17 protein-coding genes and 1 tRNA gene are annotated in these 17952 nt (G+C 44.7%); 7 read left to right on the plus strand and 11 right to left on the minus strand.

Going from position 1 to position 17952, the window contains the following annotated elements:
• The first annotated feature begins 264 nt into the window (after positions 1–264).
• Positions 265–1167, plus strand: a complete 903-nt coding sequence (locus PSE7429_RS06675; protein ID WP_009626340.1) for a hypothetical protein — start codon at positions 265–267, stop codon at positions 1165–1167.
• Positions 1168–1332: 165 nt separating this feature from the next.
• Complete coding sequence (locus PSE7429_RS06680; protein WP_009626341.1) at positions 1333–1755, plus strand: hypothetical protein; 423 nt, start codon at positions 1333–1335, stop codon at positions 1753–1755.
• 15 nt (positions 1756–1770) lie between these two features.
• On the opposite strand, the gene PSE7429_RS06685 is transcribed toward PSE7429_RS06680, so the two are convergent.
• The 8 genes from PSE7429_RS06685 to PSE7429_RS06720 all read right to left on the minus strand — a co-directional run bounded on the left by PSE7429_RS06685 (position 1771) and on the right by PSE7429_RS06720 (position 10066).
• Positions 1771–4308 (minus strand): CHAT domain-containing protein, encoded by a 2538-nt coding sequence (locus PSE7429_RS06685; protein ID WP_009626342.1) that lies wholly within the window; start codon positions 4306–4308, stop codon positions 1771–1773.
• A gap of 59 nt (positions 4309–4367) precedes the next feature.
• A complete protein-coding gene (locus PSE7429_RS06690) occupies positions 4368–4886 on the minus strand; it encodes an FKBP-type peptidyl-prolyl cis-trans isomerase (protein ID WP_009626343.1) in 519 nt (172 codons plus the stop codon).
• A 131-nt stretch (positions 4887–5017) separates the two neighbouring features.
• Positions 5018–5090, minus strand: a tRNA-Phe gene (locus tag PSE7429_RS06695).
• Positions 5091–5296: 206 nt separating this feature from the next.
• Complete coding sequence (locus tag PSE7429_RS06700; protein ID WP_277909201.1) at positions 5297–5824, minus strand: YdcF family protein; 528 nt, start codon at positions 5822–5824, stop codon at positions 5297–5299.
• A gap of 146 nt (positions 5825–5970) precedes the next feature.
• Positions 5971–6576, minus strand: a complete 606-nt coding sequence (recR, locus tag PSE7429_RS06705) for a recombination mediator RecR (protein WP_173400652.1) — start codon at positions 6574–6576, stop codon at positions 5971–5973.
• Between the two features lie 151 nt (positions 6577–6727).
• Positions 6728–7312 (minus strand): eCIS core domain-containing protein, encoded by a 585-nt coding sequence (locus tag PSE7429_RS06710; RefSeq protein ID WP_009626346.1) that lies wholly within the window; start codon positions 7310–7312, stop codon positions 6728–6730.
• An 83-nt stretch (positions 7313–7395) separates the two neighbouring features.
• Positions 7396–8133: a Stp1/IreP family PP2C-type Ser/Thr phosphatase gene (locus PSE7429_RS06715; RefSeq protein WP_009626347.1), complete on the minus strand. Its 738-nt coding sequence runs from the start codon at positions 8131–8133 to the stop codon at positions 7396–7398.
• A gap of 241 nt (positions 8134–8374) precedes the next feature.
• A complete protein-coding gene (locus PSE7429_RS06720) occupies positions 8375–10066 on the minus strand; it encodes an ABC1 kinase family protein (RefSeq protein WP_009626348.1) in 1692 nt (563 codons plus the stop codon).
• A gap of 153 nt (positions 10067–10219) precedes the next feature.
• Between PSE7429_RS06720 and PSE7429_RS06725 the strand changes: the two genes are divergently transcribed.
• Both PSE7429_RS06725 and PSE7429_RS27895 read left to right on the plus strand, forming a co-directional pair.
• The gene (locus PSE7429_RS06725) at positions 10220–10504 is read left to right on the plus strand and encodes a hypothetical protein (protein WP_009626349.1); all 285 of its coding nucleotides are present in this window, start codon (positions 10220–10222) and stop codon (positions 10502–10504) included.
• Positions 10505–10575: 71 nt separating this feature from the next.
• The gene (locus PSE7429_RS27895; protein ID WP_407681156.1) at positions 10576–10662 is read left to right on the plus strand and encodes a DUF4351 domain-containing protein; all 87 of its coding nucleotides are present in this window, start codon (positions 10576–10578) and stop codon (positions 10660–10662) included.
• Between the two features lie 112 nt (positions 10663–10774).
• On the opposite strand, the gene PSE7429_RS25930 is transcribed toward PSE7429_RS27895, so the two are convergent.
• On the minus strand, positions 10775–10960 hold the full coding sequence (locus PSE7429_RS25930) for a hypothetical protein (protein WP_158467617.1): 186 nt from the start codon (positions 10958–10960) through the stop codon (positions 10775–10777).
• A gap of 364 nt (positions 10961–11324) precedes the next feature.
• Between PSE7429_RS25930 and PSE7429_RS06730 the strand changes: the two genes are divergently transcribed.
• On the plus strand, positions 11325–11600 hold the full coding sequence (locus PSE7429_RS06730; protein WP_009626350.1) for a hypothetical protein: 276 nt from the start codon (positions 11325–11327) through the stop codon (positions 11598–11600).
• Between the two features lie 4 nt (positions 11601–11604).
• Positions 11605–13947, plus strand: coding sequence for a ComEC/Rec2 family competence protein (locus PSE7429_RS06735; protein ID WP_009626351.1), 2343 nt, complete (start codon positions 11605–11607; stop codon positions 13945–13947).
• Between the two features lie 247 nt (positions 13948–14194).
• Here PSE7429_RS06735 and PSE7429_RS06740 read toward each other — a convergent pair whose 3' ends face one another.
• A complete protein-coding gene (locus tag PSE7429_RS06740) occupies positions 14195–14878 on the minus strand; it encodes a hypothetical protein (RefSeq protein ID WP_009626352.1) in 684 nt (227 codons plus the stop codon).
• A gap of 211 nt (positions 14879–15089) precedes the next feature.
• On the opposite strand from PSE7429_RS06740, the gene PSE7429_RS06745 reads away from it, so the two are divergent.
• Complete coding sequence (locus PSE7429_RS06745; RefSeq protein WP_009626353.1) at positions 15090–17069, plus strand: S9 family peptidase; 1980 nt, start codon at positions 15090–15092, stop codon at positions 17067–17069.
• Positions 17070–17164: 95 nt separating this feature from the next.
• Here PSE7429_RS06745 and PSE7429_RS06750 read toward each other — a convergent pair whose 3' ends face one another.
• Positions 17165–17671, minus strand: coding sequence for a phosphate-starvation-inducible PsiE family protein (locus tag PSE7429_RS06750; RefSeq protein ID WP_009626354.1), 507 nt, complete (start codon positions 17669–17671; stop codon positions 17165–17167).
• Positions 17672–17952: the final 281 nt, after the last annotated feature.

Consider the following 17952-nt stretch of genomic DNA (forward strand, 5'->3'; position numbering starts at 1 on the left):
CTTTGGTATTATCACGCTTTCGTGAATTGGTATAGGCTACATCTAATACCAATTTCCAAAAGTGTGGCTACACTTTTGGAAATTAAAAACCAAACCCAGTAAGGGTTTTCAAATCACAAAATGGCGTAGCCATTTTGTGATTTGGTATATAAAGATGAGCAGTGGCGCAAAGCGCCACTACTCATCTTTTTGGTTTGGTTGACTTGCCAATCTTGCCAAGCACTGTAAAAATTACCCTTAATCGAATTTTCAGGCTACTAAGCGATGCGTCAGTTTCCTGTTATCCTCATTCCCCCAGAAGTGCAGCGCATTGCCCAATCTAAGCCCGTTGCACCCGAACTCAATATTCCCTTACCAAGCCCTCCGCCCAATCAACTACCCGCACCAATTCAGATCCAAGAAGCGATCGCCTTAAGTTTCGGACTAATTGCGATCGTAGCGATCGTCACTCTTGTGGCAAAGGAGTTGGGGATCATTCTGCTGATCTTGGGTACAGTGGTAATCGTCCTCAGGATCAGATATCAATTTCTCACCTATAAGAGAAGGTATCAAAGCCATCAAAATATACTGCAAAATTATTTTACAAAGCTAGAAGCCTATTCGCGGGAGGAGGTGAGCTATCAGCAGAAATTAGCGATCGCCCATGCCCCAGAGCGTGTCCTTGAGTTTCGCCACCATCAATTTCAAAAGTTCTTTGCCAAACTGCCCCCCCTCGAAAATACGAGCGTCCTTACCAATCCCAAAGGGCTAGATCTGACGAGCGGCAAAAATCAACAAGCGATCGCGGAGACTATTTACAATTTTGGCGTTACGCTGCAAAAACATGTATCGGGAACCCTTTATCAAGGATGTCCACAATATATTCCCAGCATTGATTATTATTGGGCTCCTGCCCTCACCTATGTCAATCCCGAACTAAATGCGCGGATAGCGATCGAGATCGCAAATTCCTCAGCAAGTGTCGCCAGCCTCACGCAAAATGATCTCGCGGATCGCTCTTTAGTCGGTTCGGGGTGGATTATCATCAAATTTGCACAGGAGCAAGTCCGCCAAAATCCAGCATCTTGCAGCAAGGAATTTGCGAAGCTCCTCGATCGCTTAAGTCTTGAGCCCTCTGTCCTAGAAAATTTTAGGGATATTCCCGATTTAGTACCCCTCAAAAGGTAGATTGCGGCGCAATCTACCTTTTTTATAACAACTGCTACAGCGATCGCTAGTTAATTCGATTTATGGTGAGCAGATGCTAGAATCGGCTACTACAAGCTGATCAGGCTGTGTTTTATAAGTAATTTTTTATTTACCTTTATAGGTTTTAGCGTGAGGGTCTTGCCAGTGAATGCTGCCGAACAAGCTAAAAATGTCGAAGTCGCGACCAAAATCGCAACTATTGTCAATTTGTTTAAGGCTATTTATCCTGCTGCGCGATCGGATCTCAAACCTTGGCTAAATAATTCGGATACGCGGAAACTTCTTGATCCCGATTCGATTGATGTGGGCTTTCATTTTCCAGGGGTAAGTTGGCGGCTCAAGGTTCGTTGTATTCTCTTCCAAATTCGCCTATATGAGGATCCCGTTGATGGCGATCTGCGGGCGATCGGCATTGAGGCGAGTGGACATGACTATAAGGGAGAAAGGTGGCGCTTTTCTACGGTGGACAATTGGCAATTTTTAGGCGATACCATCCCCATGGAAGATGGGATCGCTAACTTGCGCGATTTTAGTCGTCAAACCTTAGAAGTTTTCAATCGCAAATAAGAGAAGGATAGCAATTTACCAGCTATTACTAATCAGCACAAATGACGACCAAAAATAGGGATGACTATAATTAACACCTCCCTTAGTACTTGGTTTAATCATGCTCAACTGTGCTTCCCGTAAAGCTATAGATGTATTGCTGTTTGCCCTTCGCAAATTGTTATAAAAAGCAGACATCAGTATTTGCGTACCACCATCCGCAACCTTCCACAGCGAAGCGATCGATGCTTTTGCGCCTGCTCGATGGACTTGATAGCCAAAGCCTAAAATCTCCGTACCAGTTCCCAAACTACCCAATCCTGTCTGACAAGCACTCAAAACGACGAGCTGGGTATCTTTCAGCTTTAAATCATTCACTTCGGCTAAGGTGAGCTTAGTACCATCACCAAATAACAGATAGGATTCAAAAGGACTTCCATTTTTAAATTCCGCATGGGTTGCCAAATGAATGATGGCATTACCTGCCGTTTTATCCCGAATCGTCTGACTTGTAAAATTCTGTTCAATGTATTTATTCGCTTTAGGAAAAGTTGAGGCAATGTTCTCTACTTCGGTAATAGAAGATGGCAGTCCACTTAATCCAAATTTGATCTCGCCCGCTTGACCGCCAAATGCTCCCGCTAAGATCGTTAAGTCAGTCAGTGATTGGCGATCGCGATCTAGCAAACTGTAGGAAATGAGATTATTGATGCGATATCGTTCCACTAACCATTGTTTGCCATCGTAGAGTGTGGCGAGGGGAATATAACGCAAGATCCCATCAGGAGCATAGAGAATGGTCGTAGCATTTGCTTGCTTGAGATCGGATTCAATCGGTTTGATGAGGAGCTCGTATAGCTTCTTGGCTGAGGTCTTGATGTCGTAGGAGCTAGGATCTTGTAAGTCATTACGAAAATCGGCGATCATCTCTTCTAGTTGGGGTTTAGCGATCGCTACCGTACGCGCCGTGGGAATAGAATTAGCCGCAAAAATTACTATTTCCAAACGATCTAGCAGCACTAATGGATAGATGAGCACCACCCCTTGTGGTAGTTTTTGTAAGTATGCTGGAGCCTTATTAAGTTCCGATGGCGCGATCTGCTGGATCTGTTGAGCTAGTTCGTAATTCAGCAAGGGAATTTGCGCAAAGCTTACCGTGGATAGGCGACTAATTTTTGACTCAGGTTCTAAGATTCGCATTCCCTGAGCCGTACGATCATTCCCTTTGACATTTTGGAGATAGTCTTCCAGTTCTTGGATTTTTAATAGATCGATGATTTGCAGAGCTTCCATCACCCGTCCTTGTTTGAGCAATAAATCTGCAAGGCTACGATATGTACCTGCCACCGTTCCCAAAAAAGATCGCTGTTCCTCTTTGCTCAGTCCGCGAATATCTCTGCGAATCGATTCTTGAATGTTGACCGATTGTTTGTAATAAAGGATCGCCAGTTCGGGTTGTTTTAATTCCCCAAGCAATACGCCCAAATTATTCAGCGCTCTCCCTTCGCCATTACGATCCTTAAGTTGACGGGCGATCGCTAAATCTTGTTGGTAAAAGCCCAAGGCTTTTTCATACTTTCTTAACCGATTATAGGCAATGCCCAGTCCAGAAGCAGCTTTGCCTTCGGAGGCAATATCGTTAATGTTACGGGCGATGGTTAATTGTTGCTCAAGGAAAGCGATCGCCTGCTCGTATTGTCCTAACTGCCGATAACCATTACCGATATTGCCGAGGGTTCTACCTTCTCCACTGCGATCCTTAAGACTGCGCAATATTTCTAAGCCTTGTTTGTACAAAACAATTGCTTGGGGATATTGCTCCAAGTTGCTATAGGCCGTGCCCAGATTATTTAGCGCTCTAGCCTGTCCGCTCCGATCTTGCAATTCACGGGCGATCGCTAAATCCTGTTGATAGAGATCGATCGCCTTTTCATATTGCCCCAATTCGCGATAAGCAATGGCAAGTCCCCCTAGCGCTCTTCCTTCCCCCGCACGATCGCTAATCTCGCGGGTAATTGCCAATTGTTGCTGATGGCAAGCGATCGCTTTGGTATATTGTCCCAATTCACGATAGGAAATGCCCAGATTTCCGAGCGCATTACCTTCATTTTTACGGTCATTAAGTTGGCGCAAGATTTCTATAGCAGGTTCATAAACAGCGATCGCTTGCTCGTACTGCCCTAACTGAATATAGTTCAGCCCCAAACTATCAAGGGCATAGGCTTCAGCCTGACGATCGTTTAATTCCCGCGAGAGGATCAACCGTTGCTGAAAGAAAGGAACTGCCTTCGCCAATTGTCCAAGACTATAGTAAGCAAGCCCCAGATTATTCCATACCTTACTTTCCCCAGTGCGGTCTTTGATTTCTTGATAAATCTGTAAAGCGCTTTGCCATGACTGAAAGGCGGACTCGTACTGACGAGCGCGATATTGCTGAAGCCCTTGATTTAGTAATTGCCCTGCTTGAATCTGGCGATCGCTCTGCGCTTGTGCCCCCAGATCGCATACCAATGCTTGCAGAGGCAAGCCCGACAACATCGTGATTAAGGCGATCGTGACTAACTTTTTATACATAGCCTTACCCCTAACGAAAAAGCACTGCCTCAAGACAGTGCTTTTTCAGATTGACCGATTTAAGAAATACGTAGTAGCTCGACATCAAAGATCAGAGTGGCATTAGGAGGAATGACTCCACCTGCCCCACGAGCGCCATAACCGAGTTCGGGAGGAATAATCAAGTTATAGCGATCGCCAACGCGCATAAGAGATAAACCTTCATCCCAGCCCTTAATTACTTGACCAACGCCCAGCTTGAACGAAAAAGGACTATTGCGATCGCGAGAACTATCGAACTTAGTGCCATCTTCTAACCTCCCCGTGTAATGTACAGTTACGGTATCTCCTTGCTTAGGGGTTGCACCTGTGCCTGCATTGAGCACTTGGTATTTTAGCCCAGTGCCAGTTGCTTTGATTTCGGGATCGCTCATATTTATTAAAGGTGCGTCTGCTATTTTTACTGTTGTTTGATTTGGTGCACCTGTAGAGGGTGCGCCAGTACTAGCAACTGCTGTCTGTCCGCCTGTAATTTGTGCAACTACAATGACCAGCACAGCAACCGCCATAATGCCAAAGCTAATCAAAATTCCTTTCAAGGTTATACTCTCCAATCAATTACGTGATCACTTAGCTTTTGGAATCTTATACCAATTAAGTAAAGTGTGACTACACTTCACTTAATCAAAAACAAAAAAGAGTTCGCTAAGCGAACTCTTTTTTGTAAATATGCCAGGAACGAGATTTGAACTCGTGACACGTGGATTTTCAGTCCACTGCTCTACCAACTGAGCTATCCCGGCTTGTTGCGTTTTTTAGCGCTTTATTAAGATAACACCGAAAGTGAATTTCGATCAATATTATTGAAAAATATTTCTAGAAATTGCAATGCAAGTACTTTTAAGTAGCTAAGCATAAGTAAACTTAAAACCTAGAAGAGCGTACCGCCCGCTGCGCGGGCGGTACGCTCTCTGGTTTTGGTTTTTAATTTGGTATACAGCCCAAAAGGCTAAGAACCCATTACTAACCAAAAAACCGAACGCAGACCATCGCGTAGTGACTTAGTAGGATTTTCAGATTTTATTTGCGACGGAATTGCCACAGGATGCATCTCGATACCGCGACTACCTAAAACGATTTTGCCAATCACAAGCGCGCGGGGCATATGAAACTCTGAGGTAATTACATATACATCTGTAATTTTGCGCTGCTGAAACTCCGTCACCATCACCGTGAAATTGGTAACTGTATCTACGGCTCGATAGTCTAAATGGATGCGATCGCGTTTCACCCCAGCTTGATCAAATACATACTGAGCATATTCTTCTGGACTGCCAGAAGATACAAAGATCGGCAGTTGAGGGTGTTCTAAAGCAAATTGAGCAGCAAATCTTTCACGGGTAGGAGAGCCTCCTAATACTAAGATTGCCTGAGGCTCTCTAGCCGTAGGGCTGGCACTGATAGTTGGTAAACATGGAACTCCAAAGATCATGCACCCAGAACCAATTAACCCCGATAAAGCTGTCATAGAACTCATTTTAGGGAACGGGTCAATCATGGTCATTATCATGGTCATTATTGAGTTGCAAACCAGCAAAATATTATCTGCATGATGGAACAATATGCAACATGATATTTCTAGCAGTTTGAAATATTTGAAACTAATTTCAAACTAATTTCAAACTAAAAGTCTAATTCGCGTCTGCCCTCGATCGCTTTGGCAAGTGTTACCTCATCTGCATATTCTAAGTCACCGCCCATCGGAATACCAAAGGCAATTCGCGTAACTTTGGTAAAAGGTTTCAATAAACCACCCACGTATAGGGTAGTAGTTTCCCCTTCGACACTAGGAGCGATCGCCATGATCACCTCCGAGACTCGGTTCCCACTGACGCGCCGTACTAGACTCTGAATATTTAATTGGTCGGGACTGATCCCATCCATCGGCGAAATCAAACCGCCCAAAACATGATATTTCCCGCGATATTCGCGAGTTTTTTCGAGAGCAATGAGATCGCGAGAGTCAGCAACGACGCAAATCACCGAATTATCGCGACTAGGATGGGCACAAATTTCACAGATTGGTTCCGCCGATAGATGTCCGCATAGGGTGCAGCTACCGACCTGCTGCTTTGCCTGAACTAATGCTTGAGCGAGGGCTTCTACCTCTTCGGTGGGACGCTTGAGGATATGGAGAGATAAGCGTTGTGCAGTTTTAGCTCCCACACCAGGGAGACGCTGCAACTGTTCGATGAGATTAGCGAGAGGGCGAGTATACAAGACAGGCAAGGCATGAGTTAACGTTAACAATCTTAACGCTAATTCATGCCTTGGCAGTTTTACAAAATTTTTAAAATATAGCTTTAAAATATAGCAACGTTAGTAAAGCCAAAGGATGAGTGGCGGCGCTTCGCGCCGCCACTCATCCTTTGGGCTTTACTTATTGATTGGTCTGCACAAAACGATTTTGCAAGTCGTAAGCTTCCCGCTCCATGAGGTTGTTCTCGTACTTTTGCTTAGCTCGTTTATATTCAACAAAATATTGATAGCCAAACTGATCTAAGCCACCGTTTTTAGAACATTGACGGACATGCACCATCTCATGGGCGATTACCGATAACTGTTTGAGATCTTCAGGCTTGTAATCGTCGCGTAGATAGATCCGATCGCAATAGGTTTGGGCGATCGTCTCAACCCTACCAAAATGCACAGCGACATTACCCAGTACCCAACGATCCATCATTTGGGCGTTATAAATAACCTGCACATGATCGATATAGTCAATGAAATAACGCCTGAGGTAGCGTTTTTGGACATTATCTAGCGGCACTCCTTCTCCATTTTTAGAATGCATCGTTTTTGCGGCTGCTTGATAGGCGATCGAGCCCGCTTGCCCCCAAGCCTCCTCAGCGAAACTGGACTTTGTTTCCGAGTCAGCCCAAAAGCCCACATCAGACATCCCAATGGCGGTAACCAGTGAGAGGGTCAACAAAATTAAAAAAATGATTCTCCGAATGCTATTCATAGGCTTTACAGAGATGGCTCGACCAATGGCTAGGAGAAGATCTCAAACATCAGCTCAATGACCTTTTGATTGCTGCTTAATTTTTAGCTGTTGGCATTTAATTCGTTAGAAACAATTACCACGGTGATATTATCTCGCCCACCACGCAATTTCGCCGATTCAATCAATGCTTGGGCAGCCTGCTGACAGTTGCGAATGCTCTTGAGATGATGAGCGATGCGATCGTCAGTTAGTTCCTCTGTTAACCCATCACTACAAATCAAAAAGCGATCGCCAGGTTGCCATTCAATTTCACGGGCAGAAATCGACTTTACATCTTCACGCCCCAAACATTGCAAAAGCATATGTCGCCAAGGATGGCTTTTGGCATCTTCAGGATTGACTACCCCCGTCTGAATGGCTCGCGCAATCCATGTATGATCGTCGCTGATCTGCTCTAATTTCGGTCCGCGCAAACGATACAACCGCGAATCCCCAATATGGCAATACCAAGGCTGCTCATCCCGAAATAGCAATATCACGATGGTGGTTCCCATATCCGATCGCACGGGATGATCCGCTTGATCGTTGATAATTGCTTGATTTGCCTTAGAGATTGCGTCCTGCATCAACTGCTGTGGTGTCGTTTCGTCATCCCAAAGAGCTTCTAAACATGCACGAATAGAATCGACGGCAATTTGACTTGCCACTTCTCCGCCTGCGTGCCCTCCCATCCCATCGGCAACTACAAAGAATCGTCCCTCAGGATCGATATAGTAAGAATCTTGGTTGGCTGATCTGACGCAGCCAGTATCGGTTGCTCCCGCAAATAGACGCTTCATGTTAGGTGGTTCGGCTCGACGTATTTATTGACCAGTTCTGCTATAGCAATCTTTAGTTTAGCGCTCACAGGCAAAAACTATAGCAATATCTCCAAACTGTCAGTCATCATCAATAAGTGCTTTTACAAAATAAATTACCAAAACCCGTAAATTTGCGCCCCTAAAGGACACAACTTTATGGGTTTTGGTTTGTAATTAATTATGCCTAGCTACTTATTGCTGTTTGCGTAATGCTAGCCAATCATCGTTCAGGGCGGTCAATTTTTGATAACAATCGCAACAGTATTAGGACAAAAAAGCCCGCTAGGGTGGCTGTAATGATGGCAGGGATCTGGAGCCCATTAATAAATAAGAGGGTGGCGCATAAAAAACATGTCGCACCGAGTAGAGCATAAATTGCGCCGATACCAACATTACTCAGTCTGCGTAAGAGGCGATCGGTTTCTTGCGATTTGACCCGCACACGGATATCGCCACGATCTAGTTTCGAGAGGGTTTCATCGATGCGCCGAGGTAAAGCGATCGCCGTGCTACTCACCTGAGTAGCCTGCCTACCTAATTCACCGAAAAAAGCCGTGGATAAATTTCCCGATTCTTTAGCGCTACCATTTTCCATAAGATTAGTTGCGTAGGGTTTTGCGACTTCCATAAAGTTAAAGCTGGGATCAAGTCCTTTGCCCAGTCCCTCTAATGTAGAGAGAGCCCGCATGACAAAGGTAAATGTGGCGGGAAATCGAAATGGTTGGTCATAGGCAATGTCGTACAGATCGTCACTAATAGCCGCAACGGATTGCTTCTCCATAGACTGTCCCATGAAGTTATCAAGCATATATTGCACCGATCGCCGCAAGGGACCTGTATCGCCAGTAACCTCTAATGCACCGAGATCGATCAAAGAATTAATTACGACTTCGGCATCTTTTTGAGCAATCCCAAAGAAGGTTCGCAATAATTTCTCGCGGGTGATCGATTGGATCTGTCCCATCATGCCGAAATCGTAGAAAATCAATTCGCCTTTTGCCGTGACCGCTAAGTTGCCAGGATGGGGATCGGCATGAAAAAATCCGTGATTGAGCAACTGCTCTAAATAAGACTCTGCCCCAATGCGCGCGATCACCTTGCGATCGATTCCTGCGGCTTCTAGGGCTTCATAGTTACTAACTTTAATCCCTGGCATATACTCAAGGGTCAGTACCCGTTTTGAGGCATAGCGCCAATACACCCTTGGCACCATAATGCGGAGATCGCCTCGAAAATTACGGCGAAAAATGTCAGCATTCTTACCTTCATTTAAATAATCTGCTTCCTGATAGAGGATCTTGCTGCATTCTTCATAAATACCAACCCAATCTCGCCCCCTGCCGTACTTAGGATGATTTTGAAAATATTGGGCAATTCGCTTGAGAATACCTAAATCGATCGCAAATAACTTCAACAGCCCTGGACGTTGCACCTTAACAACAATCTCTTCGCCCGTATGCAATTGAGCCTTATGGACTTGACCGAGACTCGCCGCTGCAAGGGGAATGGGATCGAAATAGCCAAACATGTGATCGATGGGCTTAGCCAAATCAGACTCAATGATTTGCTTTGCCTTCGCCGCCGTAAAAGCAGGGACTTTATCCTGTAATTTTGATAGTTCCTCTACAGATTCCGCAGGCAAAATATCGGCACGGGTTGATAAAAGTTGTCCCACCTTAATAAAGGTTGGACCAAGTTGCAGCATGGACTCGCGCAACCAAATGGCTCTTTTTCGAGTACGTTTTTTGACCTTGGCTTCAGTCTTGCCCCCAACATAGCTCCATTTTTTGTTGTCAAGCCAAATCATCCAAGAGAATATGAGGACTGTGCGCCAAATATCAATGGTGCGGGCAAGTTCAGAGTAGTTGTCACGACTCCAACGATAATTGGGTTCAGAGGATAAAACTGACACGATTCACTAAAGATGGAAGGAATAAAAATCTGTAACAAACCTTTACATCTTAGCGTGAATATTTATAGTTGTTAATATTTGGGAGGTTGTAAGATATGAGGCTAGCAGTAAAGTTTTCTTGTGAATATTAGTCAAGAAGCCTAAAATTGGTCGATGTTTGACAATATTTGCAAATTTCTTGCCGAAACCTACTCCACCAATATTGCCTCATGGTTGCTATGGGAACAACCACTCGCTAATTTTTTAGAACTTACAGGTATGTTGCCCTTTGCTATACTTGTCAATGAGAGTAATAGAGAGTATTTATTACAAGATATTGCTCACAAAATTGATGAAATTCCTGATCTTAATACTCGCAAAACTATAGGAGCTGCCACCTATGTGTTGGCTGGTTTAGTTTTAGATAAAGGTATTGGTCAGTTAAAACGTGATCGATGAATTTTCGTTCTTTTTATCGTCATGAAATGGGCATTTCAGAACCTATCCCTGATTAACTGACCAATGCCCATATCCCTCGCTTAGAGAGTCTTGCTGAAGCAATTTTGGATTTTCAAAGTCTTGCAGATTTGGAACTTTGGTTTAGCAAGAAAAAATAATTTCATACTCTTAGCCGCCTAATTCTCTAATAAGATTTTGTGCGTCATCATAATTTGACGTTTTTCCTTGTTGTTGATAGAGTCAGCGATCGCACCTCGATAATCGGTAGTGCTAAACAGGTAAGGATGGGCGGCGCTTCGCGCCGCCCATCCTTACCTGTTTAAATCCTTTCCTTTTTAGGACTACCCGATAATCTTGCCTTGGTTCGAGCAAAGCTTCGGCATTACTGGATTGTGCAACGAAGTTAGAAAGACTAGTCGCAGAATACGCAAGTTCAAAACTTTGACCAAATGACACAGAACTAAGTAGAAAACTAGCAGACACAAAAGACCTGAAGATTCATCTGGATCATTTGATTTATACCCTTATCCCTGAGTAAGATTTTAGGATTAAAGCCATATTCCCTAAAAATAATGCCATTTTTTACAGTTTGAAAGGCTAAAAAACTTCATTTTTGGCGATTCCCTTGGCATCATAGACATTACTATTTGCTGTTATTATGCTTTGCATAAGTAGCTGGGCATAGTTAAAAACCAGAGTCAAAAACCAGATTCAAAAGCTGTAGCGCACGCTGCGCGTGCGCTACAGCTTTTGGGATTTTATATATTTAACTGCGCCTAGATACTTAGAATAGACCCAGAATAATTTTCCTTCTAATTTTATGGAAGCTTTCAATCCAATTCCTCCAGAGTGGGTCGAAAAGGCAACACATGCTGATGGGTTTTGCTGTCCTCGTTGCGGACAAGCGCCAAGCAGTGCCAAGGCTGTGTGGGTTAACCGTCGATCGCCTGTTTATACCGAAAATCATCAACGCAAGTGGCAGGAATTTTATCAATGTGAATGCCAATCGGTATGGTGGGCTTGGAGTAACGATCGCCCCCCATCAGAATTTAGCGATCGGGCGATTCGGAATAGTTATGGCGATGATTTAAGTTGAGCCAATGAAGTCGCAAGTTGCCCTAGTTCTGTCTTTATTCTTTATTGCAGGAGCCTATGCCAGTTTCTTACCAGATTGGACAGGTTTTTATGTAGTCTTTGGAATTGGCTTTGGTTTATCGATGCTAGTTCCCGCGATTTGGCGATTGGGACCTAAGCGATGGGTCTATCTCTTAGCAACAATCGTGGCAATTTTTGCTTGTTTTTATTTAAAAATTCGCACGCCACAGCCATCGGCTGATGATATCTCCAAATACGCCCCACTCTCCAATGTGATCGTACGAGGGAGGGTCATTGAATCGCCTAGCTTAACCCGTAGTGAGAGAGCCAAGTTTTTGTTAGCTGTGCAGGAGGTTAACCTTTCTGGCAAAGTCAATATTAAAGATCTCAAGGATCGTACTTCTAGTGATCCGAGCAGTAATGCGGCTAATGCGGATAATGACAAGAAGTTTATGGCAACATCAGGCAAGCTATATGTAACTGTGCCCCTAATTGAAGTAACTGGTTTGCGGGTCGGTCAAGAGATCGAGCTATCGGGCAGGCTTTATTTGCCGAGTCGTGCTGATAATTTTGGAGCCTTTGATTTTAAGTCCTATCTAGCGCGTCAGGGAGTATTTGCGGGGTTAAGTGGGCGATCGCTAGTTATGCAGGGAAATCCCGTGAGTTTTGGGGAATGGTGGTTTATCAGCCGTATCGTTCGCGCCCATGTGATGGGCGCAGGCGTGCCAGAGGGTTCTTTACTTAGCTCTTTGGTATTAGGAAGTCGCGCTGTGGACTTACCCAGCGATCTGAAGGATGCTTTTATTCAAGCAGGATTGGCAGCGGTGTTAGCGGCTTCGGGCTTTCAGGTTACTTTGGTACTCGGGGCGGCGATCGCTTTAACCAACAATAGTTCACTCAAGATCAAGTTTGCGGTTGGCTGTTGTTGCTTGGGTGGATATTTACTGCTGACAGGTGCTAGTCCATCGATCCTGCGAGCCGTACTGATGGGTTTTGGGAGTTTGATCGGTTTAGTGGTACAGCGCCGTAGCCGTCCTGTGATCGGTTTACTAATTACGGCAGTATTACTATTGCTCTATCAGCCCCAGTGGATCTGGGATTTAGGCTTCCAGTTTAGTTTTCTGGCAACCTTTGGGTTACTGACCACCTCGCGATCGATCGCCGAACGTCTGGAATGGCTCCCCCCGACGATCGCCGAATTGCTATCCGTCCCAATTGCCGCCTATATCTGGACTTTGCCCCTGCAACTATTGGTATTTGGCAAGCTCTCTCCCTATAGCTTAATTGCGAATGTATTGACCACGCCTTTAGTCTCGATCGCGACCTATGGGGGCATCATTAGTGGACTATTGGCAATTATTTTTGTCCCCCTAGGGGCGGCGATCGCTTGGTTACTATACCCCCTACTACATTGGACGATCGATATTGCCCAATGGATTAATAATTTACCGAATGCCAGCATCAGCGTGGGCGCGATTAGTATCTGGCAGATGTTAATCGCCTATATATTATTTGTGGCGATCTGGCTCTTGCCTTGGTTTGCCAAGATGCAGCGTTGGACGATCGCCTTTGTTCTTGCCTGTGTGGTCTTATTTGTCCCCAATACGCTCGCCCAGCAAAATTCTTTTCAGGTCACCATCCCAGCCTTTAATGATGTGCCGATTATGCTAATTAGAAATCAAAATCAAACGGTTTTGATTAATAGCGGCGATCGTCAATTTGCCAACTTTACCTTAATTCCATTCTTACAAAAACTAGGCATTAATCGCCTCGATTGGGGCGTTTCTACGGATACACAGCCCGATGTCAGCGATGGCTGGAATGCGCTGACCAGTTCCGTAGCGATTAGCCAATTTCGCGATATCAGTCTTGGGGTCACCCCAAAACCCTACCAAGATCTCCAACAGACCCTTGCTAATGCCAAAACCCCCCTCGCCTCGCTCAAGGTTGGCGAAAGCTTAACCATTAACAATCAAGTCCAGATTCAATTACTCAATCAATCACCTGACGTTTTAAAGCTGAAAACGGGCGACCTATCATGGTTATTGCTTGCTAATACCGATCCCAAATCCCAACAAGCGATCGCTGCTAAAAAAGAATTACTGCCCCAGCTAACGGCTAATGTGCTTTGGTGGACGGGAATTCAGATCGATCCCGTGATTTTACAGGCGATCAAACCGACAATTGCGATCGCTTCAGCAACTAGCGTTGTCGAAGAAATGGTCAATCAACTTTACGATGCCAAAGTTAGGGTGTTTTGGACGGGGCGCGATGGCTCCATTCAATGGAATCCCGAAAAAGACTTTCATACTCTACGCGATCAGCAAGATTCGCAATCACCTATTTAATACCAAAGCTCAAAATGGCTACGCCATTTTGAGCTTTGGTATCACATTTTCGTGAATTGGTTAAAGCCCAAAAGAGAGTTGCCGTACGGAGCACGGCAACTCTCTTTTGGGCTTTCTTGATACAGTTGACGGCAGCTATATAGCCGTAGCCACTGATGTGAAGACAAAATCAAAACCCAAGAAGAAGGTTGGCGCTTCGCGCCAACCCTCTTCTTGGGTTTTGATGCTTACAGCAATGAAGTCATTGCTAAGCTTTGTGAGATTTTTGCCTGCGGCTAATTTCTTTTTTGGCCAAGAAAGCACCAGCCAAACCAATACCAATAAAAGCCGCAGGTACGGGAACGGGTTGAGGATTGGAAGGATCGATAACAGAAATTGCACTGTCTGTATCGGCAATGAAACTCAGGTTACTACCCGTGGAGAAGCCGCTATCCCAATTAATGGTTAGAGCCGCATAGAGATCGCCAACCGCAGGCTGACCGACAAGGTTAACAATATTGCTATAGGTAAACGAAGTCGGCGACGATCCACTCACTGGGGTGAAATCCCATCCTGCGGCAGAACCAGTCGTCCCAGGATTGGGATTAGTTCGGTCAAATAAGGTAGAACCAGCGATCGCGTTAATAAATAAGGAGGAAATAGTTTTGGATGAATTGTTGCTAAAAGTCCAAGGATTTCCAAAGGTATCGCCCGACTGAAACAAAGTCCAGCCATCAGCCGAAGCTGCACCGCTGTAGAAATCAACCGCAGACCATACCCCCGTACTGGTCGTATTATCGGCAAAGGTAACCCTTACTTGCATACCCGTAGAGGCTCCGCCCATAGTTGAGTAACCTGTCAAAGCAGAAATAGTTGCTGCTTGGGCATTCCCCACCATTCCCAGAAGCGATGTAGCAGTCAAAAATGCAGAAGCAGTCAATAACTTTTTCATGGGTTTTACTCGCTAAAATTCTTAAATTAACCAACGTTTAGTAGATTTCTATCCCTTTACCCTAGTATTCCCCTATCGAACTTGCGTTTTATCACAAGTCTAAAATTTAGTTGAGACTTACAATCCTAAAAATTTATTTAAAATAAGTTTTTCCTAAATGAAAGAAAGATACAAAAAATCACGATAATATCATTAAAAAATGATAAAACTAATGAAAAAAAGTTTTTTAGTCAGTTGCATTCTGCTTTTAAATGTCCTGTCAACGCCTGTTTCTGTCCAAGCTCAATATTCAGGTTTAGGAAAGGATAGCCTCGATCCTGCCACAATCAAACGTTATGCCCCAACCGCTTTACCCGCCAATGTCACTCGCCCGATCGAGGCTATCCTCGATGTGCGATCGCCAGGGCTCGGAATGGTTACTCCCGATGGCAAGCGGATGTTTTTTACTTGGAGCATTACGGGTACGGTTCAGGTTTGGAGACTGGATGGGGCGCAAAGATTTCCGATACAGGTGACGGGCGGACAGGATGCCACGACGATCGCAGGTATGACTCCCGATGGCAAATACCTACTGCTATCACGCGATCGCCAAGGGGAGGAAAATCCAGGGCTTTATTTACAATCAACTAACGGCGGAGCCTTAGAGTTAATTCAGCACCAAGCAGGTGTGCGCACTTTACTGCAATATGTCGGTAATGACTCCCGCACGATTTATTTCAGTGCCAATGACATCAAGCCCGACTCATCAGTCATATATCGCTACGATTTGCAAACCAAAAAAAAGGTGCAAATTTCTGGCGGTGAGGGGATTTGGTGGATTGCGGATGTGTATGTAAACCTCCAAACTGGCGATCGCGAAAAATTTCTCTTTGCTAAAGCCACAGGTAGTCAATCCCGCGAATATTACGAATATGATGTCAAGACTCGTCAGACAACACCTCTGATCGGTCAAAACGAACAGCAAGAATACAGCGTCCAGTATGGAGCCAATAAAGGTGAATATTTAGTCTTAACTCCCAAGTTTGGCGAGTTTCGTCGTCTTTATCGCTACCAAAATCAACAATTCACACCGATTACGCCCGAAATCAAAGCGGATATCGCCAGCTTTAATATTGATGACCAACGCCAACGCATTCTCTACTCAATTAATGATGGTGGCTACAACCGCTTGCAGGCGATCGCGGCAACAACCTTTGAGGCGATCGCGCTTCCCCAATTTCCTAACGCCGATCATGTTTACGCAGGACAAACGACAAGGAACGGAAGATTTACGACTCTGGGCGTGGAAACGGCAAAATCCCCAAGGCTTAGCTATATTTATGATTGGCAAACCGAGCAACTCACCCAATGGTTATTACCTAGTACGCCCGAAATCGACACAAGTAAGTTCGCGGTAGCTAAGTTAGAAAGCTATCCCACAAGAGATGGCAAAACAATTCCCATATTTGTCTATCGATCGCCGCAATGCGAAAATTCGCCTCAAAATCCCCTGCCAAAGCCCTGCCCCGTAATTGTGCATTTTCACGGTGGCCCTGAAGGACAAAGCATTCCAGGATTTAATCGTTACGCTCAAATATTTGTCAATGCAGGATTTGTATTCGTCGAGCCAAATGTGCGCGGTAGTGAGGGCTATGGCAAAGCTTGGCTCAATGCTGACAATGGAAGCGATCGCCTTAAGGTAATCACCGATATCGAAGATGCATCGATTTACCTTCGCAAAAATTGGCAAGTCAATGGCATCATCCCCAAAATCGGTATTCTCGGTGGGAGCTATGGAGGCTACGCCGCCCTTATGGGCATGTCCAAATTTGCAGGTAGCTATGATGCAGGCGTATCGATCGTGGGCATTAGTAATCTGATTACATTTTTAAATAACACCGCTCCCTATCGCCGCATCTTGCGGATCAGTAAATATGGCGATCCCGTTAAAGACCGTCAAGCTCTGATCGATTTATCGCCTGTCACCTATAGCGATCGCATCAAATCGCCCCTACTGATCATTCAAGGAGCTAACGATCCCCGCGTCCCCGTTGGGGAAGCTGTCCAAATTCAAAAAATCCTCGAACAGAAAAAAATCCCCTCACAACTTGTCATCTTCCCCGACGAAGGTCACGGCTCCAGCAAGCGCAGCAATCAAGTCTTAGAGATTGGTCACACTCTAGACTTCTTTAAAAAACATTTGCAAAATTAATAAATGACCCCGCCGCAGGCGGGGTCATTTATTATACCAAAGCTCAAATTGGTGTTTAATTCACAAAAGTGTTGTCACACTTTCGTGAATTGGTATTAATTCTTTAATACTTCTTTATGCGAATTGTAGGCTTGCACGATTCGCGTTTCAGGATCGATTCCCTCAAAGGTGGGTGGAATCCAGACCCTCACCAACAGCAGCACGGCTAAAACCAATAAAAATCCCCCCGTTGCCAAGATCTGAATCCAAGGAGTCTCTAAGACCCCGCGCACAATTACTTCCCTCAATACGGAAACAATAGAAACCTCTACCGCTACCCCGATCGAAACCCGATGTTCTTGCAAGTAAATAATCAACAATCGAAACAACTCAACCAAAATCAAGACAAATAAAATATCCGCAGTTATGGCATGAAAGTTGAAATTTGATGGTGACAATAGCGAAGTAAACATAGCCTTGAGCTGAAATACCATCACCCCAAACAATCCGAGACATAAGGAGATCACGATCAAGTCTTGGATGGATTCTAAAGCCCGAACGATAAAATTGCGTTCGATCCATGTAATTGATTGACTTGATAGCTGACTAGGTGACTTTTGCATCAATTTCTCCTATTTTGCTTATTTTGGCGAAGCCCAATTCCTAAGTTCGTAAGTAATTTAGTATAGGCAAATCCTAAAGTAAGAACCTAAACTGCTTACTAAATGAGCGATACAGGCTTTTGGCTTTATATTTATCTATGCTTAGCTACTCAATTAAGTTTATATTATATTTACAAGAAATATATATCAGAATTTCCTATATAAGTGATTACTTATAGCTGCCGTCAACTGTATCAGGACACAAACCCCAAAAGAGGGTTGCCGCGCTCCGCGCGGCAACC

It is taken from the genome of Pseudanabaena biceps PCC 7429, from assembly GCF_000332215.1.
In the GTDB taxonomy this organism is placed as follows: Bacteria; Cyanobacteriota; Cyanobacteriia; order Pseudanabaenales; family Pseudanabaenaceae; genus Pseudanabaena; species Pseudanabaena biceps.